17 protein-coding genes are annotated in these 25395 nt (G+C 75.0%); 9 read left to right on the top strand and 8 right to left on the bottom strand.

Annotated elements, in window-relative coordinates:
* Window positions 1–44: 44 nt before the first annotated feature.
* On the bottom strand, window positions 45–1385 hold the full coding sequence (locus tag ACQPYD_RS28750) for a glycerophosphodiester phosphodiesterase (protein WP_433698539.1): 1341 nt from the start codon (window positions 1383–1385) through the stop codon (window positions 45–47).
* 493 nt (window positions 1386–1878) lie between these two features.
* Between ACQPYD_RS28750 and ACQPYD_RS28745 the strand changes: the two genes are divergently transcribed.
* Complete coding sequence (locus tag ACQPYD_RS28745; RefSeq protein ID WP_433698537.1) at window positions 1879–2667, top strand: DUF4352 domain-containing protein; 789 nt, start codon at window positions 1879–1881, stop codon at window positions 2665–2667.
* A gap of 150 nt (window positions 2668–2817) precedes the next feature.
* Here the strand turns inward: ACQPYD_RS28745 and ACQPYD_RS28740 are convergent, their stop codons facing one another.
* Window positions 2818–4887, bottom strand: a complete 2070-nt coding sequence (locus ACQPYD_RS28740) for a hypothetical protein (RefSeq protein WP_433698536.1) — start codon at window positions 4885–4887, stop codon at window positions 2818–2820.
* A gap of 155 nt (window positions 4888–5042) precedes the next feature.
* Between ACQPYD_RS28740 and ACQPYD_RS28735 the strand changes: the two genes are divergently transcribed.
* A complete protein-coding gene (locus ACQPYD_RS28735) occupies window positions 5043–6542 on the top strand; it encodes an NAD(P)H-hydrate dehydratase (protein WP_433698535.1) in 1500 nt (499 codons plus the stop codon).
* Window positions 6543–6588: 46 nt separating this feature from the next.
* Here the strand turns inward: ACQPYD_RS28735 and ACQPYD_RS28730 are convergent, their stop codons facing one another.
* Window positions 6589–7149, bottom strand: coding sequence for an NUDIX domain-containing protein (locus ACQPYD_RS28730; protein ID WP_433698534.1), 561 nt, complete (start codon window positions 7147–7149; stop codon window positions 6589–6591).
* Window positions 7146–7814, bottom strand: coding sequence for a TetR/AcrR family transcriptional regulator (locus tag ACQPYD_RS28725; protein ID WP_433698533.1), 669 nt, complete (start codon window positions 7812–7814; stop codon window positions 7146–7148). Before ACQPYD_RS28725 ends, ACQPYD_RS28730 begins: the two co-directional genes overlap by 4 nt.
* A gap of 103 nt (window positions 7815–7917) precedes the next feature.
* On the opposite strand from ACQPYD_RS28725, the gene ACQPYD_RS28720 reads away from it, so the two are divergent.
* The 3 genes from ACQPYD_RS28720 (at window position 7918) to ACQPYD_RS28710 (ending at window position 12605) form a co-directional block, all read left to right on the top strand.
* On the top strand, window positions 7918–8883 hold the full coding sequence (locus tag ACQPYD_RS28720) for a hypothetical protein (RefSeq protein WP_433698532.1): 966 nt from the start codon (window positions 7918–7920) through the stop codon (window positions 8881–8883).
* Window positions 8880–10181, top strand: coding sequence for a methyltransferase family protein (locus ACQPYD_RS28715; RefSeq protein ID WP_433698531.1), 1302 nt, complete (start codon window positions 8880–8882; stop codon window positions 10179–10181). Before ACQPYD_RS28720 ends, ACQPYD_RS28715 begins: the two co-directional genes overlap by 4 nt.
* Before the next feature lie 234 nt (window positions 10182–10415).
* Window positions 10416–12605 carry a PrsW family intramembrane metalloprotease gene (locus ACQPYD_RS28710; protein WP_433698529.1) on the top strand — a complete coding sequence of 730 codons (2190 nt, stop codon included), beginning with the start codon at window positions 10416–10418 and terminating at the stop codon, window positions 12603–12605.
* A 145-nt stretch (window positions 12606–12750) separates the two neighbouring features.
* Here ACQPYD_RS28710 and ACQPYD_RS28705 read toward each other — a convergent pair whose 3' ends face one another.
* A complete protein-coding gene (locus ACQPYD_RS28705) occupies window positions 12751–15081 on the bottom strand; it encodes a molybdopterin-dependent oxidoreductase (RefSeq protein WP_433698528.1) in 2331 nt (776 codons plus the stop codon).
* A gap of 164 nt (window positions 15082–15245) precedes the next feature.
* Here ACQPYD_RS28705 and ACQPYD_RS28700 point away from each other — a divergent pair, with 164 nt between their 5' ends.
* The 3 genes from ACQPYD_RS28700 to ACQPYD_RS28690 all read left to right on the top strand — a co-directional run bounded on the left by ACQPYD_RS28700 (window position 15246) and on the right by ACQPYD_RS28690 (window position 18494).
* Entirely contained in the window at window positions 15246–16193 is a 948-nt protein-coding gene (locus ACQPYD_RS28700) for an HpcH/HpaI aldolase/citrate lyase family protein (protein ID WP_433698527.1), read from the top strand.
* A gap of 73 nt (window positions 16194–16266) precedes the next feature.
* Window positions 16267–16965, top strand: coding sequence for a response regulator transcription factor (locus tag ACQPYD_RS28695; RefSeq protein ID WP_433698526.1), 699 nt, complete (start codon window positions 16267–16269; stop codon window positions 16963–16965).
* A 107-nt stretch (window positions 16966–17072) separates the two neighbouring features.
* Window positions 17073–18494, top strand: a complete 1422-nt coding sequence (locus tag ACQPYD_RS28690; RefSeq protein ID WP_433702165.1) for an ATP-binding protein — start codon at window positions 17073–17075, stop codon at window positions 18492–18494.
* 172 nt (window positions 18495–18666) lie between these two features.
* On the opposite strand, the gene ACQPYD_RS28685 is transcribed toward ACQPYD_RS28690, so the two are convergent.
* Window positions 18667–19941 carry a glycosyltransferase gene (locus ACQPYD_RS28685; protein WP_433698525.1) on the bottom strand — a complete coding sequence of 425 codons (1275 nt, stop codon included), beginning with the start codon at window positions 19939–19941 and terminating at the stop codon, window positions 18667–18669.
* 391 nt (window positions 19942–20332) lie between these two features.
* Window positions 20333–22192, bottom strand: coding sequence for a trypsin-like peptidase domain-containing protein (locus ACQPYD_RS28680; protein WP_433698524.1), 1860 nt, complete (start codon window positions 22190–22192; stop codon window positions 20333–20335).
* Window positions 22193–22467: 275 nt separating this feature from the next.
* Between ACQPYD_RS28680 and ACQPYD_RS28675 the strand changes: the two genes are divergently transcribed.
* Window positions 22468–23073 carry a response regulator transcription factor gene (locus ACQPYD_RS28675; protein ID WP_267946625.1) on the top strand — a complete coding sequence of 202 codons (606 nt, stop codon included), beginning with the start codon at window positions 22468–22470 and terminating at the stop codon, window positions 23071–23073.
* A 40-nt stretch (window positions 23074–23113) separates the two neighbouring features.
* Here ACQPYD_RS28675 and ACQPYD_RS28670 read toward each other — a convergent pair whose 3' ends face one another.
* Complete coding sequence (locus tag ACQPYD_RS28670) at window positions 23114–25282, bottom strand: SpoIIE family protein phosphatase (RefSeq protein ID WP_433702164.1); 2169 nt, start codon at window positions 25280–25282, stop codon at window positions 23114–23116.
* Window positions 25283–25395: the final 113 nt, after the last annotated feature.

Genomic DNA, 25395 nt, shown 5'->3' with positions numbered 1-25395 from the left:
GGGACGCCGTGCCGACGGTCCCGGGCGCTCCCGCGCCGGCGCGGTCAGGCCCGGGCCCCCGGCACGAAGCGCGCCCTGACGGAGCGGACCCCGACGCCCACGTACCCGCCCCGGAACCGGGGGTCGGCGGCCGCGGCCACGACCCCGGGGGCGTCCAGGCGGCTGACGCCCACGTGCGTGGGGGAGACCTCGATGCGCAGCGGCACGTACACCGGGTCCGTCGCGGACACGGGCACGGCCGGACCCGTCGCGGTCGCGACGCGGGTCCCGGCGCCGTCGGCCGCCGCGTAGAGGTCGAGCGTCCCGTTCGGCCGCAGCAGGACGTTGTAGCAGTCGACGCGGCCGTGGTCGTCGTCGTGGTAGCCCACGTCCGACCCCATGCAGAACTGGACCTGCGCGGACCGGGTGGCGCTCGCCGCCTCCAGGAGGGCGACCCGCACGTCCCACGTCCACGACTCCGGCGGCGCCTCGTGGCTGAGCGAGCCGAGGACGGCAGCGGTGTAGTTCCCCGGCGCCCCCGTCTCCATCCGCACGGGCGCCAGCTCCAGGGCCGAGCCGGTGAGCACTCCCGTGACCGGGTTCACCGGCGAGGGCAGGTGGCCGTGCGGCCAGGTGCCCAGGGCGTACAGGTCCGGGCCTGGCGCGCGTCCGGCCAGGTAGAGGGGGTCGTCGGTGACGATCCCGGCCGCACCGGCCGCGAGCGCGGCGTCCCGCTCGCTGCGCCGGTTGATCGTGTAGAGGAGGGGGCGCAGCCCGGCGTCGGCGGCCGCCGCGATGCGTTCGGGCGGGGCGTCCTTGCGCATCCCGTAGTAGTCGAAGCCCTGGTCGGCGAGCTCGCGGGGGTCGCTGCCGCCGGCGGTCTCGATGTACCCGGCGGGGAGCCCGGCGGCGACGGCGCGCAGCCCGGGACGCCGCTGGAACGACTGGACGATCACCGAGCCGGCCAGGTTCCAGCGGAACACGTGGTCGACGATGGCGTCGCCGACGGCGTCGAGCCGGGCCCCGGTCGGGGCGGGCGGGTACTTGGCCTCGATCAGCCAGGCGACCGGGGCACGGGCGAAGCGGGCGAACACCTCGTTGAGGGTGACGGTGGGCACGTCCGGCCACCCGGTCAGCCCGAGCCGGGACGCCGATCGGACGGGCCACCTCTTCACCGCCGTGGCGGTCAGCCCGGCCACGGGCAGGGCGACGCCGTGCGTCCGGTTCAGGGTCGTGTCGTGGCACAGGACCAGCGACCCGTCGGCAGCGAGGTGGACGTCGACCTCGATCAGGTCCGACCCGGCGTCGATCGCCGCCGCGACGGCCTCCAGGGTGTTCTCGGGGGCGGTCGACCGGGCGCCGCGGTGGGCGACGGTCAGCGGCCAGGACAGGTGGTCGATCAGCACGGGCGTCTCCTCAGGGGGCGGGGGGCCGCGAACAACCTACGACGCGCACTCCCCACGCCGGGGCGCCGGGGCGCACGGGCGGGGGACGGAGCGCCTTGCGCACGGTCCACGCCGCCCGCGGCGCGACCCGTCCGAGGCGCGCTCGCCCGCCACGCGACCGGCCGCCGGGCACGGCGGACCGCGGCGCGGACCCGGTGCCGGACCGGCGGGCCCCGGAGCGGGGAGCGGCAGTGGAGAACCTCACAGGGCCGGGCGGCATCGAACACCGTGCCGCACCGCGTCCGCCGCCGAGGCCGGCCGGATACGTCCGGGGCGCCGGGGCTCCCGCCTGCGTCCGCGTCCGGAACCGGACGGGCCGGGCAGGGGAGCAGCGCGAACGCGATGCGGTCATGTCGGATATTGTCCTCGCAGCCGCACGTGTTCACCCGACGGTGCACGGTGTAGGCGGCGCATCCCCTTCCACCGCATCGTGCACGAGAGCCGGAGTACCCCCGTGTCCTATCCCCAGTACCCCTCGGGCCCTCAGCAGCCGCCCTACGGCGGGCAGCCCCCCTACGGAGGCCCCACCGGCGGCCAGCCGCCCTACGGAGACCCCTCCGGGGGCCAGCCCCCCTACGGCGGGCCCACCGGCGGACAGCCGCCCTACGGCGGGCAGCCCCCCTACGACATGCCTCCGGGCGGACAGCCGCCCTATGACATGCCCCCCGGCGGCCAGCCCCCCTACGGCCAGCCGCCCAAGAAGGGCATGTCCACCGGCGCCAAGGTCGGCATCGGGGTCGGCGGCTGCCTCGGCGTGGTGATCATCGCCATCGTGCTCATCGTCATCGTCGCCTCCCTGTCGGGGGGAGACGAACCGGTCACCCAGCCCACCACGTCCTCCTCCCCGGAGGAGTCGGCGGGCGCCACCGAGTCGCAGCCGACCGAGGAGGAGGCGCCCGTCGAGCAGGGCGGCATCACCGCCAGCGCCACCCAGAGCGGCACCGCCGGCGACGTCATCGACGACACCACCTACACCGTGGTGGACGTCGAGATCACCAACGACTCGTCCGAGGCCCTGGACGTCAACCCGATCTACTTCACCTTCGTGCTGGACGACGGCACGGAGCGCTCCGACTGGGCCGAGACGATCTTCGCCGACATCACCCAGATGGAAGCCGTGTCCGTCGCTCCCGGGGACAGCATCTCCGGGCAGCTCGCCACGGTGGGCGAGGTGACCGTCACCGAGCTCCGGTTCGACCCGAGCTTCGGGATGGAGGAGCCGATCGTCATCCCGGTCGGCTGACCCGACCGGACGAACGGCGGAACGCCCCGGACGCGCCTGAGCGCGGCCGGGGCGTTCCCGTGTCACGGACGCCTCTCCCCCCCACGGACCGGCGCGGCCCGGAGCCGCAGGCCTCCGGGCCGCGCCCGGCCCCCGGGGGGAGTCCACGGGCTACTTGGGCCAGTAGAAGACCTCGGCGGTGGCCGACGTGACCTGCGCGTTCGCGTCCCCGAACTGCGCGACCCGCACCCGCACACGCCTGCCCTTGGCGAGATTGCCCTTCCAGGCGTAGGTGAAGTGCCCGTTCCCCGCCGCCTGCACCGGACTCTCGATGGGGCGGTTGCGGGCCACCTTCCAGCCGCCGCTGCCGTCGGACTCGTACTCCGTGGCGCGCAGCTGCACCTCGGTCCCCGAGGCCAGGCCCTGGAGGGTGACGCCCACGGAGAGGTCGTAGAGCGCCCCGTCCGGTTCGTCCGGGCCCACGAGGGCGTACAGGTCGCCCCTGTGGCCGTCGTGGCGGCGGTCGAACTTGAGGCTGGCCCACGTACCGGGTGTCAGCTCCTGTGCGTCGTCCTTCTCGAACCTGCGATGTCTGGGCACGTCATCTCCCTCGGTTTCGTCGGGCTTCTTGGCGAAGGTTCCGTCCTTGACGAGCTTGTAGGCCCTGTCCCCGGGACACGAGGTGGAGATGAAGTCGCGGTGGCCGAGCACCTTGCCGGAGATGGAGGTGTCCGGTTCCATCAGCCACTGGCGCAGCTGGCGGACGGCGTTGATCTGCTCGGGTGTGACGGGGTCCTTCGGACCCGTGGCCAGGGTCACCGAGTAGTGGGAGGTGTTGCCCCCGGGCTGCGCGGCCTGGGTGCGGTACAGACCGCGGCCTTCCAGGACATATCCGTGGGCACACGCCATGAACGAGTTCCCGGTGAAGTACACCGTGCCCGCCCGTCGGGCGAGCCAGGTACCGTTCGGCGTGGTCGGGCACCAGATGCGACCGTCGTAGGGTTCCTTCGTGATGGAGAAGGCCGACTTCCGCGTTCGCGCGGCCTTGGGCGCGAAGTGGGTCTTGCGCCGCAGTTCGACCTTCCACATGTCGTACTTCGTCGACGGCGTCGGCGGGCGCCTTCGCAACGACGTCGCATATCCCGCCAGGATCACGGCGAACTGGAAGGCCTCCGCCGCCTCCCGGCTCTTCTGGCTGAGGGCCTGTGCGTCGGCGGTTCGGCTGTTGTGGCCGTCGGCCAGCAGGGAGGCCTCGATGAACAGGCCGAGCTGAGCCCGTGTGAGGGACCGGAGAAACCCGTATCCGGGAACACGTCCGGGCGCGTGGTCGAGAAGCACCCGGCCCGCGTCCACCGAGAGATGGAACTCCACGAGCTGTCGGTTGGCTGCTTCCCGCCACCGGGGGATCCCGTCCGCAGCAGCCCCGGAGCGGGGGAAGCCCTCACACGCGGGGCCGAAGAGAGCATGCAGCGCTCCCCTGATCCTGGCCACGTTCTGCGGGTTCTTCTGCTCGGACTGGTAGATGACCACGCCCGTACCGGGGACGCGGCTCCGGCTCTGCGGCTTGATGTGCCCTTCGGTCCAGAACCACGCCACCAGTTCCACCAGGGCGTCCGACCACTTGGGCTCGGTCGGGAGAGTGACGCACGGAGCGGACAGGGGGATGCGGTCCGCGTACTTCAGGGTCCCGGTGGTCGCCCAGACGCGTTCGCGTCCCTGCTGCGTGCGCTCCGCACGCCCTGTCGCCGCCCATCGACCATCGGCCGACTTCTGGCGTTGCGTCCCCGCGCGGCGGTAGAACCGCTCGACGGGCCACCGGTGCTGGGCCGTGGTCAGGGAGGAGTGGCTGTGCCCCTCCATCCTGATCAGCTCGCGCGGTACCGCGGGGAAGACGTTCACCGCCAGCAGCGGCTGCCACTGGGACATGCCCGTCTCGTGGTCGAGGGTGAGGACCACATCGCCTTCGGCGATCTCCTGGAATGTCTTCCAGCCCTCTTCTGTGAAGATCTCCGTCTTTTCGTCGACGCAGTATCCGATGTCGGCCCAGCCGCGGGAGGGGCCGGTGTGGAACTTGCGGGTGTTGCGCCAGTATGTGACACACGCCTCGTGCTTCTTGTCGGCGAGGCCCTGGTCGGCGCTGTCGTAGTGGATGACCAGTCCGGATCGGGGGTTGGCCCTCTCGGCAGGGGAGGATCCCCAGCCGAGGTCGGACCGGGACACGTACTTGCTCGGTCGAGGCATACACCCCATTGTTGCAAGCCGTCACTCCGAAGGGTAGTGAAACGATGACATCGGGTTGAAATCGACCTACCTGGAACGCCAGGTGTGGCGCTGGCCGCCCCATGGGCCCCACCTGCGACACGATGGGGGCCGATCGACCCCTCTGGAGGTAGCCGGTGCACTCAGCACACACCGTCAGCGTCGTCCGCGAAGCCGAGCGCGCGCTCATGGCGCGCGTTCCCGAGGGGGCCCTGATGCGCCGGGCCGCGGCCGGGCTCGCGGCCGAGTGCGCCGGTCTCCTGCCCCGGGTCTACGGGGCGGGGGTGGTGCTCCTGGTCGGCGGCGGCGACAACGGGGGCGACGCCCTGTACGCGGGCGCGCTCCTCGCCTCGCGGGGCGCGTCGGTGCGCGCGCTGGCGGCCGGGCGGTCCGTCCACGAGGGCGGCGCCGACGCCCTGCGCGCCGCGGGCGGGCGGATCCTGCCGTTCGCGGGCGGCGCGGCCGAGGAGGCCGCCCTGTTCGACGCCGACCTGGTCGTCGACGGGCTCGTCGGCATCGGCGGGCGCGGCGGACTGCGCGATCCGCACGCCGCCCTGGCGGTGCTCGCCTCGAACGCCCCCGCCCGGGTGGTCGCCGTCGACGTGCCCAGCGGGGTGGACGCGGACACGGGGGAGGTGGCCGGGCCCGCGGTCCGGGCCGACACCACCGTCACGTTCGGCACCCACAAGCCGGGCCTGTTCGTCGACCCCGGGGCGGAGCGGGCGGGCCGCGTCCGGCTGGTGGACATCGGGCTGGGGCCGGAGCTGCCCGGCCCCGCGCTGGTCCGTCCACAGGCTGTGGACATCGCCGCGCTCCTCCCGGCCCCCGGCGCGGAGCAGGACAAGTACCGGCGGGGCGTCCTCGGGGTCCGCGCGGGCTCCGACCCCTACCGGGGCGCGGCGGTCCTGTGCGTGGGCGGCGCGCTGCGCACCGGCGTCGGGATGGTCCGCTTCGGCGGGGGGAGGGGCCTGGCCGACCAGGTGGTCGGCCGCTGGCCGGAGGTCGTCGCCGACCTCCGCGACCCGCAGAGCAGCACCGACCTGTCCCCGGGCCGGGTGGCCGCCGTGGTCATCGGCCCCGGGCGCGGCACCCACCCGGCCAACGCCGATGAGCTCAGGGCGGTCCTGGACAGCGAGGTCCCGGTGCTGGTGGACGCGGACGGGCTGACCCTGCTCACCGGGGGCGGGGGCGGTCCGCTCTCCGCGCTGCTCCGCGAACGGGCGCCGCAGACGCTCCTGACCCCGCACGCGGGTGAGCTCTCACGGCTGCTCGACGCGGACCGGGCCGACGTGGAGGCGCGCCGCCTGGAGCACGCGGAGCGCGCCGCCGACCGGTTCGGGTGCACGGTCCTGCTCAAGGGCTCCACCACCGTGATCGCGCACCCGGGCGCCCCCGCGGTCGCCAATCCGACGGGGACGCCGCTGCTGGCCACCGCGGGGACCGGTGACGTGCTGTCGGGGGCGGTCGGCGCGCTCATGGCGTCCGGCCTGCCCGCGCGCGAGGCCGCGACGTGCGGCGCCTACCTGCACGGACGCGCCGCCTCGCTGGCCCGCGGCGGTGCGCCGATCAGCGCGTCCGACCTGCTGGACGCGCTGCCGCTCGCGGTGGCCGAGGTCTCCCGGAGCCGCGCCGTGTGACGGGGCCCGCCGGGCCCGCCGGGGCGGACCCGGCCGCCCCGGCGGGTCAGCCGTCCGCCGCGCGGGCGGCGTCGAGGCCGCGCTGCACGATGTCGGTGATGAAGTAGTCGCCGGGGTCGCGTTCGTCGCGCAGCCGGTGCACGAGGGAGTCGTCCACCCACAGGTGCTCGGTGTGCTTGTCGGGCTCCAGCCGCGGCGCCGACAGGTCGCCCTCGACCCGCACCAGGTAGTCGACCTCGTGCCGGGTGACGCCGTCGCCGGGGTCCCAGTCGAGCCGGTACAGCTCCGCGAGCACGCCGACGAGCCGCCAGCCGGTCTCCTCCTCGACCTCGCGGGCCAGGCCCTCGAGCATGGTCTCGCCCTGCTCGACGTGTCCGCCGACGATGTCCCAGCAGTGCGGGAACACCTTGCGGGTCGCGGACCGGCGCTGCGCGAAGACGCGTCCCCGGCCGTCGGCGATGACCGCGCCCGCCACGTGGGTCCTCCCGTCGGCGGTGTCGGGGAACTCGATCCCCGGGGCCACCGCCACGCCCTGCCCGTCCGCCGGCCCCGACCCGCCGGCGCCCGCGCCCCGTCCGTCGGCGCCCGCGCCGCCGCCACCGCTCATGCGTCCTCCTCCTGGTCCGCCGGCGACAAGCCTACGTCGCGGTCGCGGCGCGGCAGGCGCAGGGTGAGGAGCCTGGCCCGCGGCGCCAGTTCCCCGGCCAGCCCGAAGACCGCCTCGGTGCGGGTGCGGTCCTCGTCCAGGACGGAGAACAGGTTGACCCCCAGGTAGAACGTGATCGCCCCGTAGGCGACCTCGCGCGCGGGCAGCAGCCTTCCGAGGGCCGATCCGCCCAGGACGCGGTTCCACTCGTGCTCGATGAACGCGATCCACGGCTCCGCGCGGTCGCGGATCTCCGTGCGGAGCTCGGGCTTGGTGACGGCGGCGGCCACGAGTTCGGAGAACTCGGTGATGTAGCCGCGTTCGAGGTCGGTGCGGTAGATGCGCAGGGCCGCCTCCACGAGCTCCTCCAGGGTCTTCGCGCGCCCGGCGATCTCCCGGTACATGGCCATGCGCTCGGCGCTCGACCGGTCCAGCGCCGCGAGCAGCAGCTGGTCGACCCCGCCGAAGTGGTAGAAGACCAGCGCCGAGTTGGCCTCGGCGCGCGTGGCGATGGCGCGGGCGGACGCCCCGGAGTACCCCTCCTCCCGCAGTACCGCGCAGGCCGCGTCGAGCAGCCTCTCCTTGGTCTCCTCGCTGGTCCGCCGTCCGCCGCCGCTCCTGGCCATGGTCCTCCTCGCGTAGCCCCCTTGCCGCTCGGGGTGTGTTCATCATACGGTTTAATCAAGTGATTAAACCAAGTGCTTTAACCGCTTGATGAAGGGTGCCCCCATGTCCCGAAGCGACGAGCCCGAAGCCTTTCCGGCCCACGCCCCCACCCGCGCCCGCTGGACGCTCGCCGCGCTCCTGCTCGCGGCCTTCGCCGGCCTGCTGGCCCTGCGGGTCAACCACTGGGGCGGCCTCGACCAGACGGCGCTGTTCTACGTGGGCCTCCCCGCGGTGATCGCCCTGATCGTCGTGTTCACCGTGCGGGCGCGGAGCGCCACGGGCATCGCGATGGCCGTCACCACCGTCGGCCTCGCGCTGGCGGCGGCCCTGCTCGGCGAGGGCACGGTGTGCCTGGTCATCGCCGCGCCCCTGCTCTACGGCGTCGCCGCACTCGTGGCCTGGACGGCGGAGGCCCTCAGGGCCGGCGGCAGGGGCGGACGCCACGCCCTGCTGGGCGTACCGGTCCTCTTCGTCCTCGCCCTGGAGGGCGTCGCCGGGACGAGCCTCCTCCCCCGGGCGGACCGGGGCGAGGGGTCGGTGCTGATCGACGCGGAACCGGAGCGGGTCGCCGCCGCGCTGGCCGCCCCGCCCGGCTACGCGGTCCCCGACGCCCTCTTCCTGCGCGCCGTGCCCTTCCCCCACCCCGTCCGGGCGGCCGGGGAGGGCCTGGAGCCCGGGGACGCCCGCGTCGTCGACTTCACCCCGAGGCGCATCCTCCGGATCGGCTCCGGGCCCACCCCCCGCGACATGGAGCTGGAGGTCGCGGAGAGCGAGTGGGACGGCGACGGCGGCCGCGTGGTCTTCGACGTGGTCCGGGACACGGCGTTCGCGAACTGGATGGACATGCGCCGGGCGGAGGCCGCCTGGGAGAGGGAGGGCGGCGGCACCCGCCTCACCTGGACCGTCGAGTACGAGCGCACCTACGAGCCCTCCTGGTACTTCGGGCCGATCCAGTCGTACACGACCGACCTGGCCGCCGAGTACCTCGCGACGACCTTCCGGGACGCGGTCGCGGAGGCCGGGGAGTGACGGCCGCGGAGGTCCCCGCGACCCTGGTCCGGGGCGTCGGACTGTTCGTCCCGCTGCTGCTCCTGGCCGTCCTGTGCGCGTGGCGCGCGCCCCGGCCGCGCGAGGTCGCGTCGATGATCGTCGCGGGGGCGTGGGCCCTGCTCACCCTCGTCCCGCTCAACCTGTACGCGGTGCACGCGGGCTGGTGGACCTTCCACGCCGAGGGCGCCGTGTGGCGCGGAATGCCCGTCGACCTGCTGATCGCCTGGGCGGTCCTGTGGGGAGCCCTGCCCGCGCTGATGCTCCGCCTCCTCCCGGTCCCCCTGCTCACCGGCCTGCTCGTGTGGGTCGACGTGATCGTCATGCCGCTCGCCGAACCCGTGGTGGTCCTCGGGCCCCTCTGGCTCCTCGGCGAGTTCGCGGGGTCGGCGCTGTGCCTGATCCCCGCGCTGATGCTGGCCCACTGGACCCGGCGCGGGCAGCTGGTCCGGGCCCGGACGTGGGCGCAGGCCGTCCTGGCCTTCGGGCTCATGGTGGGCCTGCCGCTGTACGCGCTGGACGCCGTCCCCGGCCCGGGGGAGGCACTGCTCGCCGCCCAGGTCCTCGCGGCGGCGTGCCTGCCGGGCCTGGCCGCGGCCCGCGAGTTCGCGCAGGTGGGCCGCGGCACCCCGCTGCCCTGCGACCCGCCGTCGCGCCTGGTCGCCAGCGGCCCCTACGCCTACGTGCGCAACCCCATGCAGGCCACCGTCGCCGCCGTCCACCTGGTGCTCGTGCCGGTGACGGGGGACCCCCGGCTGCTGGTCGGCGCCCTGGTCGCGTTCGCCTACGGAGCGGGGTTCGCGTCCTGGCACGAGGGCGGGCAGCTGCGCCGGGCCTTCGGGAGCGACTGGGAGGACTACCGCGGGGGCGTGCGCCCCTGGCTGCCCCGGTGGCGGCCGTGGCCCGGCCGGACCCCGGGGACCCTCTACGTGGCGGCCGACTGCGCCATGTGCACCGGCCTCGGCGGCTGGATCGCGGCCCGGGCGCCCGTGGCCCTGGAGCTGCGTCCGGCGGCGGAGCACCCCGAGGTCCTGTACCGCCTCACCTACGAGACGCCCGACGGGCTCCGCCGGAGCGGGGTGGCGGCGCTGGCGCGTGCCCTGGACCACCTCCACCTGGGGTGGGCGTTCGCCGGCTGGGCCCTCGACCTGCCCGTCCTCCGCCACGTCGGGCAGCTGTGCGCCGACGCCTTCGGCGCCGGGCCCCGTGCGTCCCGCGACGTCCGCTGCGCACCGGGCGCGCAGCCGGGGGAGGGCGTACCCTCCGGCGGCGGACGGTGACGGCAGCCGTCCGGGGCCCCGGGCCCGGCGGCTCCACCGCGCCCTCCCGGCCGGGCGGCGGCCCCGGGCGCCGGGGGAGGCGCGGCGCGGCCCGCCGCATGACATCACGGCCACAATGCCGCAGAGCACCTCTTCCGCCGCCGCCCCGCGCCGTTATGCTCGGTCGGGCCGTTCCGTCCGCCAAGGGCCGGGACCGGCCCCCGTATCCGCCCCCCGCACGGCACAAGGACGTCGATGGAAGAACAGGCCATGCTCGCGCGGGACCTCGTCCTCCGTGTCTGTGCCGGAGCGACCGAGCTCGACCCCCAGTGGATCAGGGTCGACGGCAAGGTCACCACGCCCTTCCTCGTGCCCCGGGACCGCAACCTCATCCGCGCGATCGTCTCGGCGGGACGCGCCATGGGCGTCGACCGGCTCCTGGTGTGCCGGACCCGGCCCGAGTTCTCGTACGACCCCGTCACCGAGGTCCCCCTCGACACCGACACCCTCATCGACCTCATCCGGGGCTGGGGGCCCACCCCCACCGACTTCCTCGTCTGCGTCGAGGACTTCTCCGCCGCCGTCCTGGTCACCGCCGACGAGCTCACGGTCGCGGCCGGGCCCGCCGACTTCGTCCGCGAACTGGTCGGCGCCGACATCCCCCAGGCGCGCGTCCACTTCGGCAACAGGGCCCGCGTCGAGGGCGGGCCCGTCCTCACCCGCGCCGCCCTGCTCTACAACTGCGCCGACACCGGCGCCAGGCACGCCCGGAGCCCGCGCGGCCCCGGACCCGACCTGCCCGAACGCCTCGCCCGCCGGGGCGACCGCCTCCGGGAGCGCTCGCCGCGCGCCGTCGGCGCGCTGCGGGCCCTGCGCGGGGCCTGGGGGTGGCTGGCGGTCGTCGCGCTGCTGGTCGCGCCCCTGTTCGTCCCCAGCCTCGACACGGCCCTCCCCGCCCTGGCCGCGGCCTTCGTGCTGCTGTTCCAGCTGGCCTGGCCCGCGCGGTCGCGCACCGTCTCCTTCGCGACCCTGCTGCGGGTGGCCGCCGTCGGCGCGCTCCTGCTGTGGCCGCTCGCCCTCGCCGAGGCGGCCGTCGTCGGGCTCCTGGGCGTCGACCCGTACGGGGTCGTCGGCTACACCTATGTCGCGGTGGCCGTGGAGGAGGCCGGAAAGCTCGCGCCGCTCCTCCTCCTCGGCCTGGTGGCCCGACGGCGGACGCGCCGACTGGCCGCCGTCGACTTCCTGCTGCTGGCCGCGGCGTCCGGCGCCGGCTTCCAGCTCGCCGAGCACCTGCTCACCGGGGTCTCCACCGGGGGCGGCGACCGGCCCGGCGGCGGGGGGTTCCTCCTGCCGGGCGGGAGCACCGTCACCGACGCCTCCGGCGCCGTCCTCGCGGTCTTCTCCGGCCACGCCGTCACCACCGGCCTGGTCGGGGCGGCCCTCGGGCTCGCCGTCGTCGGCCGCCGCTACGGCGCGTGGCTGTGGCTGCTGCCGCCGGTCGCTTTCACCGCGGCGTTCCTGGAACACCTCAACCTGAACGCCGTGCTGGCCAACGCGGCCCTCCACCCGGTGTCCGGTTTCGTGCACGGCCTGCTCGGCGGCGGGGTCCTCACCCCGTGGCTGCTGGTCGTCCTCCTCCTGTGCGCCGTGGCCATGGACTACCGGACGATCGGCACCGCGGCCGAGTCGACGCCGCCGCTGCCCGGCCGCCCCCCGCTGGCCGGGCTGCGCCGCCGGGCCCGCGGCAGGTCCGTGGCGATGAGGGTGCGCGTCCCCGCGGACATCGCGCCGCTGTTCCGTAGGCTGGCGCTGTCCTGGGTGGACCTGCCGGTCACGCTCGCCACGACGCTGTCCACGATCGTCCACGAGTTCGCGGTGTCCGCCATCGCCGCGCGGCGCGGCCCCGGGGCCCTCTGCGACACGTGGCGGTTCCTCCGCCGGCGCCGGGCGAACGCCATGGCGGAGGCCCGGTCCGCCGGCCGCCCCTGGCGGAGCCACCCCTCGCAGGAGGAGCTCACCCGGCAGGCGCGCTCACTGGCCCGGCGGCTGGGCCTGGCCGCCACCGGCGGCGTCACGGCGGCGACCGCCTCGCTCGCCGCCGCCGCGGTGTACGCCCCCGGGGCGTCCGGGCCGGTCGGAGCCGCGGACCGGGAAGCGCCGGCCTACGCGTTCGTGGCACTGGACCGGCTCCAGCTGTGGCTGGGCGGTCTGACGGGGGCGGAGACCGCGTGGGCCGCGCTCGTGCTGGTCGCGGCGCTCTCCCTGCTGGTCTCCGGCAACGGGGTCCCGCACGCGCACCCGCGCATGCGCGAGTTCCTGCGGGCGCCGACGGCGAACACGGGCGCGATCCTGGGCATGCTCGCCCCGGGCCAGGTCGGCTACGCGCTCCTCGGGTTGGCGGGGCTGCTCCTGCCCCGCCGGGTGGACCGCCTCCTGGTCCGCTGAACGCCCGTCCCCGCCGGGGAGGCGCCGTACCCGCCCCCCGGACGCGTACCGCACCGCCCCGGTCCCGGTTCCCGGCCCGGACCCCGCGGCGCGCGGGCACGGGCCGGACCGGGCGGGTCCCGGAGCGGCGGACCCGTTCTCCGGCTCAGGCCGGGGCGCCGATCCCGTTCGGCGGCTCGAACGCGCGGACCGGCGGCACCGGGCCGGCGAACGGCTCCACCCTCACCCGCACCGTCTGCCCCGTGCACCCCTGGCTCAGCCGTGACGTCCCCACGTCCTCCGTCAGCGCGTTCGGGTTCCCGTGCGCGCACGTCACGCCCGGCGCCGACGGGTCGTACCAGGCGCCGGTGGACAGCTGCACCACGCCCGGCCGCAGCGCGTCGCTCACCACCACGCCCGCCAGGCACGACCCCCGGCCGCTCGACACCCGCACCACGTCGCCGTCGGCGACGCCGCACGCCCGTGCGTCCTCGGGGCCGATCCGCAGCGGCGAGCGCCCCCCGACCTTCTGCGACATGCTGTGCGCGCCCATGTCCTGCTGGCTGTGCAGCCTCCCGCTGGGCTGGTTCGCGAGCAGCACGAGCGGGAACCCGTCGTCCCCGCCGTCCACGGCCGGCCCCGCCAGCCACACCGGGTGCCCCGGGCAGTCCTCGTACCCGAACGACGCGATCGTCTCCGAGAACAGCTCGATCCGCCCGCTCGGCGTCCGCAGGGGCCTGCCCTCCGGGTCGGCCCGGAACTCGCCCAGGAGCGCCTCGTCCTCCACCCGGCCGGGCATCTCCACCCGCCCGCGCTCCCAGAACTCCTCGAACCCCGGCACCTCCGCGCCGTGCCTGGCCACCAGCGACCGCCACCGCTCGTAGACCGACCTCATCCACTGGGCGCTGGTCCGCCCCTCCGTGAACTCCTCGCGCAGCCCGAGCCGCCCGGCCAGGTCGGCGTACGTGTCGTACTCGTCGCGCGCCTGTCCGTGGGGGGACACCGCCCGCGGCATGGCCCGCACGCTCAGGTCGCCCTTGCTGGCCGTCAGGTCGTCGCGTTCCAGCACCGTCGTCGAGGGGATGACGATGTCGGCGTGCCGGGCCGTCGCCGTCCAGTGCGTCTCGTGGACCACCACCGTCTCCGGCCTGCCGAACGCCCTGGTCAGCCGCTCCAGGTCCTGGTGGTGGTGGAACGGGTTGCCGCCCGCCCAGTACACCAGCCGCACGTCCGGGTACCGGCGCTCCTCGCCGTCGAAGTCGTACCGCCCGCCCGGCTCCAGCAGCATGTCGGCGATCCGCGCCACCGGGATCGACGAGTCGACGGGGTTGGCGCCCTGCGGCATCCTCGGCAGGCCCATCGGGGTCGAACCGCCCCCGTAGTTGCCCATCGACCCGTACCCCGACGCGAAACCCGCTCCCGGCAGCCCCACCTGTCCCAGGCAGCACGCCAGCGCCAGACCGGCCCACAGCGGCTGCTCGCCGTACCGGGCGCGCTGCACCGACCAGCCCACGTTGACGAGCGTGCGCTTCTCCGCCATGCGCCGCGCCAGCGTCCGCAGCTCGCCGGCCGGGACCCCGCTGATCCGCTCGGCCCACTCGGGCGAGCGCTCCACCCCGGGCCGGTCGCCGCGCTCGTCGCGTTCCCCCAGCACGTAGGAGCGCAGCACGTCCGCGCCGACCGTGTACCGGTCCAGGAAGCGGGTGTCGGCCAGCCCCTCCGTGAACAGGACGTGCATCAGGGCGAGCATCACCGCCGTGTCGGCGCCCGGCGTGATCGACACCCACTCGGCCTTGACGTCCTCGGGGGTGTCGTCGAACAGGGGCGACACCGACACGAACTCCACACCCGACTCCGAGGCGGCCCGCATCTCCGGACCGGCGGTCTGGGCCGCCCGGCCCCCCGAGGTCGTCCACGTGTTGGACAGCCGCAGCCCGCCGAAGGTCACCAGCAGCTCGGTGTGCTCGCGGATCTGCGTCCACGCCGGCGCGCGGTGCAGCAGCCGGTTCGCGGCGGGGGTGCCGATGATCCTGGGGAACAGCACCTCGACGGCGCCGTGGCTGTAGGTGGCGACCGACCGCGTGTACCCGCCGATCGTGTTGAGGAAGCGGTGCAGCTGGCTCTGCGCGTGGTGGACGCGCCCGGCGCTGCCCCACCCGTACGAACCGCCGAAGACCGCCGCGTTGCCGTGCTCCGTGCGCACCCGGTCGAGCTCCGCCGCGAGCAGGTCCAGGACCGTGTCCCACTCGACCTCGACGTAGTCGTCGTCCGGGTCGCCGCGGCGCGGGTCGGGGCCCGGGCCGCGCTCCAGCCACCGGCGGCGCACCGCGGGGCGGGCCACCCGGGACGCGTGGTGCTGGGCCGCGGGGGTGTTGGCCATCACGGGGGAGGGCGCCGGGTCGTCGGGGTCGGGGCGGACGCCGACGACCCGGTCGTCCTCGACGACCACCTGGTAGCTGCCCCAGTGGGCACTCGTCGGACGCAGCGTGGCGGACATGGTCACTCTCCCTCGGTCACTCCGGTCCCACCGGGGGACCCGTCCCTCACTCTACGCACGCGCAGGTGGGATGATGGGCCCCGCGACCCGTGGACGGCGGCGCCGGGAGCGGCTCCGCCGCGGGGGCGCGGACACAGGCACGGTCGAGCGGAACAGGGACGGCGATGGGCGAACTCAGGTCGCGGCGGTCGGTACTCGCGGTTCCGGGGTCCAACCCCAGGTTCGTGGACAAGGCGAGGGGCCTCGGCACCGACGCCTTCTTCCTGGACCTGGAGGACGCGGTCGCCCCCTCGGAGAAGGAGGCCGCCCGCGGCACGGTCGTCCGCGCCCTCACCGAGGGCGGCTGGGACGGGCGGGTCAGGTCGGTCCGCGTCAACGACACCACCACGGAGTGGGCCTACCGCGACGTCATCGCCGTCGTGGAGGGCGCCGGGGCCGACCTCGACTCGATCGTCCTCCCCAAGGTCACCGCGGCCCGCGACGTCGAGTGGCTCGACACCCTGCTCACGCAGATCGAGCGCGCCGCCGGCCTCCCGGTCGGCCGCATCGGCATCGAGGCGCAGATCGAGGACGCGCGCGGCCTCGTGAACGTCGACTCGATCGCCGCGTCCTCGCCCCGCCTGGAGTCCCTGGTCTACGGCCCCGCCGACTTCATGGCCTCCATCACCATGAAGAGCCTGGTCGTGGGCGAGCAGCCGCCCGGCTACGACACCGGCGACGCCTACCACTACGTGCTCATGCGCATCCTCACGGCCGCGCGCGCCAACGGCGTCCAGGCCATCGACGGCCCCTGCCTCCAGATCCGCGACGTGGACGCCCTCCGCCGCTCGGCCGGGCGTACCGCCGCCCTGGGCTACGACGGCAAGTGGGTCCTGCACCCGCTCCAGGTGGAGGCCGCCAACGAGGCCTTCTCCCCCTCCCAGGAGGACTACGACCACGCCGAGCTGGTCCTGGACGCCTACGCGCACGCCACGACCGTGGACCGCCGGGGCGCCGTCATGCTCGGCGGGGAGATGCTCGACGAGGCCTCCAGGAAGATGGCGCTCGTGGTCGCGGGCAAGGGCCGGGCGGCCGGACTGGAGAGGACCCGCGCGTTCGTCCCCGGGGCCTGACCGGCGGAAGCTCTGACACGCGCCCCACCCGCCTCTTACCGCCTTCTCACCCGGATAGGGGACCATGGGCGCCATGGAAGCCACCGCCACGGTCCTGGTCGCCGACGACGACCGCGCGATCAGGGACTCACTGGAACGCGCCCTCCAACTGGAGGGCTACAGCGTCCGGACGGTCGCGGACGGGGTCCAGGCGCTCGCCGCGGTGCACGCCGACCCCGTCGACCTGCTCGTCCTCGACGTGATGATGCCCGGCGTGGACGGGCTGGGGGTGGCCAGGGTGCTGCGGGCCGAACACGACCGCACGCCCATCCTCATGCTCACCGCCCGCGTGGAGACGCCCGACCGGGTGGCGGGGCTGGACGCGGGGGCCGACGACTACCTCGCCAAGCCGTTCGAGCTGGACGAACTCCTCGCCCGGCTGCGGGCCCTCCTGCGCAGGGCCGCGCCCGTTCCCGAGGACGCCGCCGACGAGGGCCCCCTGCGGGCGGGGGAGCTGCGCCTGGACCCGCGCGCCCGCCGGGTGTGGCGCGGCGAGCGCGAGATCGAGCTGTCCAAGACCGAGTTCGACCTCCTCGAACTCCTCATCCGCAACACGGGGATCGTCCTGGACCACGCCACCATCTACGACCGCATCTGGGGCTACGACTTCGGTCCGGAGTCCAAGAACCTCGCCGTCTACATCAGCTACCTCCGCCGCAAGCTGGAGGACGGCGGCCCGCCGCTCATCCAGACCGTGCGCGGAGTCGGGTACACGCTCCGCCCGCAGGGGTGACGGGCGTGCGAACGCCCGCCGCCGACGGCCGCGGGGACGGCTCCGGTCCTGGCGTGCCGGGCCCCGGGGCCGCCGGCGCCCACGCCGCCCTCCCGTGGCGCGGCGGCGTGGTGCTCAACCCGCGCGGCTGGCGGCTGGGAACCCGCTTCGCGGTCATCTTCGCGCTGGTGGCCACCGTGATCATCGCCCTGGTCGGCACCCTGGCCTACACCACCGCCGCCGCCCTCATCCGCGCCGACGTCAGGAACGGGTTCGAGAGCACCGTCGCCGACCTGTCCGACAAGCTCGTCGAGATCCACGGGCAGGAGGGTGGCGGGCCCTCCGCCGGCCCCATCCCGTTCCTGTCCAGCGACAACCTCCAGGTGCAGCTCCTCGGCCCCGACGGCCGCCGCACCGTCAGCGTCGAGGACCCCGCCGAGGTCGTCTTCTTCACCCCCTCCGACGCGGACATGGAACTGGCCGCGACGGCCAGGCCGGGCGTCGTCGACATGCGCGAGCAGTCCATCGAGGGGCAGGCCTACCGGATGGCCACGGTCTCCGTCGGCGACGGCGCCGGAGCCCTGCAGCTCCTCCAGCGGCTGTCGCCCACCGAGCTGATGCTCGACCGCCTCGCCACCCAGATCCTGTGGGTGGGCCTCCTCGTCGCCCTCTGCGCCGCGGCGGTGGGCTGGCTGGTCGGCCACCGCACCACCGGGCGCCTCGTCCGCCTCACCGACGCCGCGGAGTACGTCAGCTCCACGGGCCGCCTCGACCCCGTCGGACCCGGCGACGCCCACGAGGAGGGCAACCACGACGAGGTCGACCGCCTCGGCAGCGCCTTCAACGCGATGCTCGCCCGCCTGGCCAGGTCCAAGGAGGAGCAGCGCCGACTCGTCCAGGACGCAGCGCACGAGCTCCGCACCCCGCTCACCAGCCTCTACACCAACGTCCAGGTGCTGGGGAGGGTGGACCGGCTCAGCCCCGAGGCGCGGGAGAGCCTCATCGACGACCTGCGCGGGGAGACCCGCGAGCTCACCGCGCTCGTCAACGAGCTGGTCGGACTCGCCACCGGAGACCACGAGGACGAGGCGATGCGCGCGGTCCCCCTGAGGGAGGTCGTCGACAGGGTCGCCGAGCGCACCCGCAGGCGCACCGGGCGGGACATCGTCGTGGACGCCGACGACAGCGTGGTGTGGGGGCGCCCCGGCTCCCTGGAGCGGGCCGTCGCCAACCCGGTGGAGAACTCCGCCAAGTTCGACCCCGACGGCACCGCGCCCATCGAGATCCGCGTCCGGGCGGGCGCGGTCGAGGTACTGGACCGCGGCCCCGGCATCGACCCGGAGGAGCTGGGCCGCGTCTTCGAGCGCTTCTACCGCGCCACCGTCGCCCGGGGCCTGCCCGGCTCCGGGCTCGGACTGTCCATGGTGAAGGAGATCGCCCAGGCCCACGGCGGCCGGGTGTTCGCCCGCAACCGCGAGGGGGGCGGCGCCGCCATCGGGTTCCAGCTGCCGGAGCACAGGCCCGGTGGGCCGGAGGCCCCGGCGGGCTGAGGGCGGTGCGGGGCCTGCCGGGACGCCGCCTCCCGCGCGCGGACCGGGAGCGGGACGGCGGGGTCCAGGGCCCGTGTCCCGGGGGCGCCGCTCCGCGGCGGGCGGTCCCGCGCGGCCGCGCCCCGGCCCCGGGCCCCTCCGGGGCGGGCGGTCCCGCGCCGCGGTCAGCCGCTCAGAACGGCCCCGGCGGACGCCGGGACCGCCGTTCCCCCGCGGCCTCCAGGTAGATCCGCTCGAACCGCTCCAGGGAGTCCTCCAACCGGTGCCGCGAGGCCATCGCCCTGCTGTGCTCGCCCATCCTCAGGCGACCGCCCTCGTCCGCGACCACGTCCTCGATCCTCGCGGCCAGCTCCTCCGGGCTGCCCGGCCGGTACAGGTACCCGTTGCGGCCCTCCTCGACCAGGTGCGGCAGCGCCATGGCGTCCGCCGCCACCACCGGCAGGCCGCTCGCCATCGCCTCCAGGGTCGCGATGCTCTGGAGTTCGGCGACGCCCGCGATCGCGAACACGTCCGCGCACCGGTACACGTCGGGCAGGTCCTCCTGCGGCACGAAGCCCAGGAACACCACCCGGTCCGCCACGCCCTCGGACACGGCCAGCTCCTCCAGGCTCCGCCGGTACGCGCCGTGCCCGGCCAGCAGCAACTGGGCGGAGGCCGTCCGCGCCGTCGCCCGCACCAGCTCCTCGGCGCGCTTCTCCTCGTCCAGCCGGCCCACGAACAGCACCGTCGTCCGGTCGGGGACGCCCAGCCGCGCGCGCAGCCGCCGCTTGGACGCCGCCCCGCCGTCCAGGGGGCTGAACCCGGCCAGGTCGACCCCGCAGGACACCGGCTCGACCGGCTTGGCGAACCCCTGGTCCCGCAGCAGCCCGGCCGCCGCGGGCGTCGGGGTCGTCACGTGCTCCGTCCGGGAGAGCACGGCGCCCAGGTCCCACCAGGCGATCCGGGCGGCGTACGGGCGCAGCGGCCCGGGGACGCGCACGTAGTCGAAGAGGTTCTCCGGCATGAAGTGGTTGGTCGCGACCACGGGGACGCCCCTGGCGCGGGCCGCCGCGGCCAGCATCCGGCCGACGAGGAAGTGGTTCTGGATGTGCACCGCGTCCGGCTCCAGCCGGTCCAGCAGCAGGTCCAGGTGCCCGCGCACCCCCAGGGGGACCGCGAGGCGCACGCTGTCGTGGACGAGTGAGGACATCGAGCGGAGCCTGTGCTCGACGACCCCGTCCCGTTCGACCGTGCGGGGCGAGCCCTCCGGGGAGGGGCACACGACGTGCACCCGGGCGCCGCGTCCGGCCAGGCCGCGGGCGAGGCGCTCGGTGAAGTAGGCGGCGCCGTTCACGTCCGGGGGGTAGGTGTCGGTGCCGATCAGCACCCGGGGCCGGCGCTCCGGGCCGTCGGCCGGCCGGGGAGGGGGCGCCGTCGTGGGGGAGGCTGAAGCGAAGGACGTGGACATGGACCGGATCTCCTGGCTGTCGGGTCGCCGCGTACGCATGAGTGTGGCCCACCCGCGTTGACCGTCGCCGACCTTCCGGTGACGCGGGGGCGACCGCTCAGGTAGCACACGGCGCAGAGAAGGATACTCTGCGTGTTCGCCCGTGTGCGCAACAGCACCGTGATGTGGCCGATCGGTGATCTCCGCCGGGCCCGGGAGACCGTCCCGGCGGGTTCCGGGGTCCCCGTGCCCGCGTCGACCGCACGAACCCCCGCACGCGGCGGGTGCCGGAGCCCCGGGGCCGGGGCGGGGGCCGCCCGCGGACGGCGCGGCGGGGCGGGAACGGCGACGGGGCGGCCCCGGGCCGAGAGCCCGGGGCCGCCCCGCGGAGAGGGACCGCGACCGCGTACGGTCAGTTGCCCCCGCCCTGCTCCGCCTCGTTCTCGACGGACTCCGAGCTCTGCTCGCCGAGTGTGACGGCCACGTCCTGGGGGGAGCCGCTGCCGCCGGACACCACCCCGAAGGTGACCTCCTCGCCCGGCTGCCGGGAGCGGATCTCGGCGATCAGCTGGTCCGGCGTCGTGACGGCCTGGCCGTCCACGGACACCACCACGTCGCCCGCCGACAGGCCGGCCTCGTCCGCGGCGCCGCCCTCGACCACCTCGACGACCTCGGCCCCGCCGCCGCGGCTGTTGGTGATGGTGGCCTCGATGGCCGGGTAGCTCGCGCTGCCGTCCTCGATCAGCTGCTCGGCGATGGGACGGGCCTGGTTGACCGGGATGGCGAAGCCCAGGCCCACGGAACCGCTGTCCTGGGAGATCCCCGCGATCGCGGTGTTGATGCCGATCACCTCGCCGGCCATGTTCACCAGCGGGCCGCCCGAGTTGCCGGGGTTGATCGCCGCGTCCGTCTGGATCGCGTTGATCACCGTCGAGGTCTGGCCGTTGCCGTTCTCGGTGGCGCCCGTGTTCACCGGCCGGTTCAGGGCGCTGACCACGCCCGTGGTGACCGTGCCGGACAGGCCCAGCGGGGAGCCGATCGCGACCACGTCCGCGCCCACGCCGACCTGCTCGGAGTCGCCGAGGGTGGCCGGTTCGAGGTCGTTGCGCCCCTCGGCCTGGATGACCGCGATGTCGGAGACCGTGTCGGCGCCCAGCACCTCGGCGGGGGCGGAGGTCCCGTCGTTGAACAGCACCTCCAGCGGGCCGCCCCCGGACGCCTCCACCACGTGCGCGTTCGTGAGGATCTGGCCGTCGGAGGAGATCACCACGCCGCTGCCGCCGCCGTTGGCGGTCTGGATCGACACCACGCTCGGCAGGACGCTCTCGGCGACCTCGCCGACCGCCCCCTCCGTGGGCGTGCTGCCCTGCTCGCCCGTCAGGGAGCTCACCGGGGAGCCCAGGCCGTTCGGGAAGAGGTAGGCGGTGCCCAGGGCCGCGGCCGGACCGACGATCAGGCTCGTGACCAGCGCGGTCACGGCGGCGATCGTCACGACCCGCCCGCCCCGCTTCTTGCCGCCGTCGGCCGCGGGGCCGGGCGCGGCAGCGCCGTACGGGGGGTGGCCGTGGCCGCCCGGACCGAAGCCCGGGCCGTCGCCGAACGGGGGCGGGCCGCCGGGCCCGCCCGGAGCCCCGGGCGCCCCGGGGCCGTTCGGGCCGCCGGGTCCCTGCGGACCGCCGTACGGACGGCCGGGGCCGGCGTGGTGCGCGGCGAACTGGTCGGGCGGGCCGCCCGCCGGGCCGCCGGGGCCGCCGACGTGCGGCGGGAACGTGTACGAGGCGCGGTCCGCCTCGTTGGGACCCGTGGCCCACCGCGGGGCGTGCTCCGGCGGGGAGAAGCGCGGACCGGTTCCGGTCACGTGCGCCCCCGCGTGCTGCACGGGGTGTCCGGTAGGGGCCGTGCCCGGGTGCTCCCCGTACCCCCCGTGCGGCAGGGGCCGCTGCTCCGCCGCGAACGGCGGGCCCGCGTGGGCCTCCGCCTGCGCGGGCCGCCACTCGGCGTCCTCCGGACCGGCGGTCCCCGTTCCGGCGTCCTCCGCCCCGGGGGCCCCGGGCCCGCTGCCCTCGGCCGCCCGCGGCGCGGCCGACCGGTCCTCGTGCCCGGCGGGAACGCCCCCGCGCTCCCCGCCGGGCACGGGCTCGTGCGCCTCGCCGTCGGCGGAGGAGTGTCCCGGACCGGACGGCACCTGCTGGTCGGTCGGCTCGGCGGGGAGGCGGGCGTTCCCGGCCGCCGCACCGGGCTCGGTACCTGTACTCGGTTCGTTGGGGTTCAACTCATCCTCCGACTGGCGGGACGATGTCTAGTGGACGGGATCCATCATGCGCCGCATGGGTTAGAACAGGGTGAGAGCCCGATATACCAGGGTTTCGAGTCCGTGCCGGGGGGCGGCGGACCGGAGGCCGGCGGGGGCGCGCGCTCCCCGGACCGCCTCCGCGGGGGCCGGACCCCGCGGCCCTCGGAGCTCCTGTGCCTGCAAGAACCTTATGCACCACAATGTCCGGAACAATACCGCGCCGGGGCTCCGGCTACACGTGAGAAGGGCCGACCTTGATCAAGATCGTGCTGGCCGATGACGAACACCTCGTCCGAGGGGCCATCGCGGCCCTCCTCGGCCTGGAGGAGGACCTGGAGGTCGTCGCGCAGGTGGGCCGCGGCGACCAGGTGGTCGACGCGGTCCTCGGACACGGCGCCTCCATCGCCGTCCTGGACATCGAGATGCCCGGCGGCACCGGCCTCGAGGTCGCCGCACAGCTCAAGCAGAGCGCGCCCGGCTGCGGCGTCGTCATCCTCACCAGCTTCGGCCGCCCCGGCTACCTGCGCCGGGCCCTCGCCTCGGGTGCGCGCGGGTTCCTCGCCAAGGACGCCCCGGTCGACCAGCTCGCGGGCGCCATCCGGCGCGTGCACGGGGGAGGGCGCTACATCGACACCGACCTCGCGGCCGCCGCGATGGTCGGAGGGGAGAGCCCCCTGACCGACCGCGAGGCCGAGGTGCTCCGCGCCGCGTCCGACGGGGCCACCGTCGCCAGGATCGCCGCCGCCCTGCACCTGACCGAGGGGACGGTCCGCAACTACCTCTCCAACGCCATCGGCAAGACCGGCGCGGACAACCGCATGTCGGCCATCCGCACGGCGCAGGACATGGGCTGGCTGTGACGGGGACGGCTCCGCCGGGGAGCCCGGCCCCCGGCGCCCCTCACAGGAAGCGCAGCACCAGCATGGCCGTGTCGTCCGTGTGGCCGCCCGGCGCGTACTCCTCCAGCTCGCGGTCGATCCGGCTGATGACCGCCTGCGCGGTCAGGCCGGAACACCCGGAGAAGATCTCCAGCAGACCCTCGTCGCCGAGCATGTCCGTGTTGCTGCGCCGCTCGGTGACGCCGTCGGTCACCGCGAGGACCACCTCGCCGGGACGGATGTCGACGCTCTCCGTGGTGAAGCCCACGTCCTCGAACGCCCCCAGGAGGGGCTGGGACGTCCCGAAGTTCTCGACCTCGCCCTTCTGGTTGAGCCGCATCGGGAGGGGATGGCCCGCGGACACCATCCGTACGCGCATCCCGCCGCCCTCGTCGGTGGCCGGGGTCATCTCCCCGTAGAGCATGGTGAGGAAGCGGGTGGAGGTGTTCTCGTCCAGGATCGCCATGTTCAGCCGCTGCATGATGTGCGACGGGGTGAACCCCTCCTTGGCCAGGGCGCGCAGGGTGTGCCGGGCCAGGCCGGTCACCGCCGCGGCCTCCGGACCGGTCCCGCACACGTCGCCGATGGCGAAGCACCAGCGGCCGCTCGCGGCGAACACGTCGTAGAAGTCGCCGCCGACCTGGTTCTTCTCGTCCGCGGGGCGGTAGAACACCGCGTGGTCCACGCTCGGGATCACCGGCTCCTTCTCCTTCGCGGGAAGGAGGCTGCGCTGGAGGGCGCTGCTCATCGCCGCCTGCTTCTCGTGCAGGCGGGCGTTCTCCATGGCGGAGGCCACGCGGCGGCTGAGGTCGTCCGCGACGTCGACCTCCTCGCGGGTGAAGTCGTCCGCCTCGTTCTTGCCGATCGTCATCCGGCCGAGCGCGCGGCCGTGCGCCACCAGCGGGATGCTGATCGCGGGGCCGCTGGCCAGCTCGCGGACCAGCTGCTCGTCGAGCCCCTCCTCGGCGAGCTCGGCGGGCGACCACAGGGGCTGCGGCTCGCGCTGCTCCCGCGGCGGCAGCCCGGTCAGCAGGGCGCGCAGGACGTCGTTGTAGTTCTCGTCCCCGTGCACCACGTGGGTGAGCTGGGAGCTGCCCAGCTCGTTGATGGTGTGGATGGAGCACCACCGGCCCAGCCGGGAGGTGATCAGCTGGGCGGCGAGCGCGCCCGTCATCCGCTCGTCCAGCGTGCCCGCGAGCAGGTCGCTGGCCTCGGCCAGGAAGCTCAGCGACGCGCGCCGGTTGAGCTCGACCTCGGCCAGGCGCGAGCGCTCCACCGGAAGCGCGATGAGGTCCGCGCCCTCCTGGAGCTTCTTGGCGGCCGACGGGCCGAAGTGCCTGGCCCGCCTGGAGGCGACCCCGAGCAGGCCGGCCACCCGGCCGTCCACGATCAGCGGCGCCGTCACCAGCGAGCGCATCCCCGCCCGCGACAGGCGGCCGCGCCCGGTGCGGGCGATCATCAGGTCGTCGTTGATCACCGCTCCGGGCTCGGGCGCGGCGGACGGGAAGGTCTCCTCGGTGCGCACGCGCAGCGGCCGCCACGGCGCCCCGCCCGGGGTCAGCCCGACGGCGGCGCGCACCTCCCACATGGTCTCGTCGGAGGTCGCCAGCGTGATGTAGGCGGCATCGCCGCCCAGGGCGGTCGCCGCGTACTCCACGGTGCGCTCCAGCAGCTGCGGCAGGGTCAGCCGCGAGCCGAGGGCGGCGTCCAGCGCCGACCACGGCGCGGGGCGCACCTGACGGGCCGGACCGCGCCGCACCTGGGGCGACTCCAGCGAGGGGTGCTCGCCGGGGGCGTCCTCGATCCGGAACCACACCGCCTTGTCGTTGCGCCCGTAGCTCACGCCCCAGCTGGACGCGATCGCGGACGCCAGGGCCAGCCCCAGCCCGCCGCTGCGCTCGTCGTCCCTGGACGGCGAGGTGTCCACGGCCAGCGGGCCCGCCTGGGGCACGGCGCGCTCGGGCGCGGAGTCGGTGACCATCACCTCGGTCGCGCCCTCGGCCCGGCGCACGGTCACGTCCAGGCTCGACCTCGCGTGGATGACGGCATTGGTCACCAGCTCGCTGACCAGCAGGATCACGTCGTCGAACGGATCGGGGACACCCCAGGAGAGAAGGGTGTCGTGAACGAACTCACGGGCAGCGGCCGCGGTCTCCGGGGCAGGAGGGAACTCTCGTCGAGCGACCTTCAACGCGTCGTGTGCTGGCAAGCCGTCGGTGTCCTTCGTCGCTGGATACGGGCGAGGGGGTGGTGGTCACTGACACGATACGCGTGCGCCCGACGTCGGATCCCGGGGTATCGACC

It is taken from the genome of Nocardiopsis sp. CA-288880, assembly GCF_050955985.1.
GTDB lineage: Bacteria > Actinomycetota > Actinomycetes > Streptosporangiales > Streptosporangiaceae > Nocardiopsis > Nocardiopsis tropica.
This window is presented reverse-complemented; position numbering and strand designations above follow the sequence as displayed.

Excerpts from the sequence above, each read along its gene's own strand:
- ACQPYD_RS28710 (WP_433698529.1), top strand. The coding sequence starts at position 10,416 with ATGGAAGAACAGGCCATGCTCGCGCGGGACCTCGTCCTCCGTGTCTGT.
- ACQPYD_RS28720 (WP_433698532.1), top strand. The coding sequence starts at position 7,918 with ATGTCCCGAAGCGACGAGCCCGAAGCCTTTCCGGCCCACGCCCCCACC.
- ACQPYD_RS28740 (WP_433698536.1), bottom strand. The coding sequence starts at position 4,887 with ATGCCTCGACCGAGCAAGTACGTGTCCCGGTCCGACCTCGGCTGGGGA.
- ACQPYD_RS28700 (WP_433698527.1), top strand. The coding sequence starts at position 15,246 with ATGGGCGAACTCAGGTCGCGGCGGTCGGTACTCGCGGTTCCGGGGTCC.
- ACQPYD_RS28695 (WP_433698526.1), top strand. The coding sequence starts at position 16,267 with ATGGAAGCCACCGCCACGGTCCTGGTCGCCGACGACGACCGCGCGATC.
- ACQPYD_RS28685 (WP_433698525.1), bottom strand. The coding sequence starts at position 19,941 with ATGTCCACGTCCTTCGCTTCAGCCTCCCCCACGACGGCGCCCCCTCCC.
- ACQPYD_RS28730 (WP_433698534.1), bottom strand. The coding sequence starts at position 7,149 with ATGAGCGGTGGCGGCGGCGCGGGCGCCGACGGACGGGGCGCGGGCGCC.
- ACQPYD_RS28725 (WP_433698533.1), bottom strand. The coding sequence starts at position 7,814 with ATGGCCAGGAGCGGCGGCGGACGGCGGACCAGCGAGGAGACCAAGGAG.
- ACQPYD_RS28705 (WP_433698528.1), bottom strand. The coding sequence starts at position 15,081 with ATGTCCGCCACGCTGCGTCCGACGAGTGCCCACTGGGGCAGCTACCAG.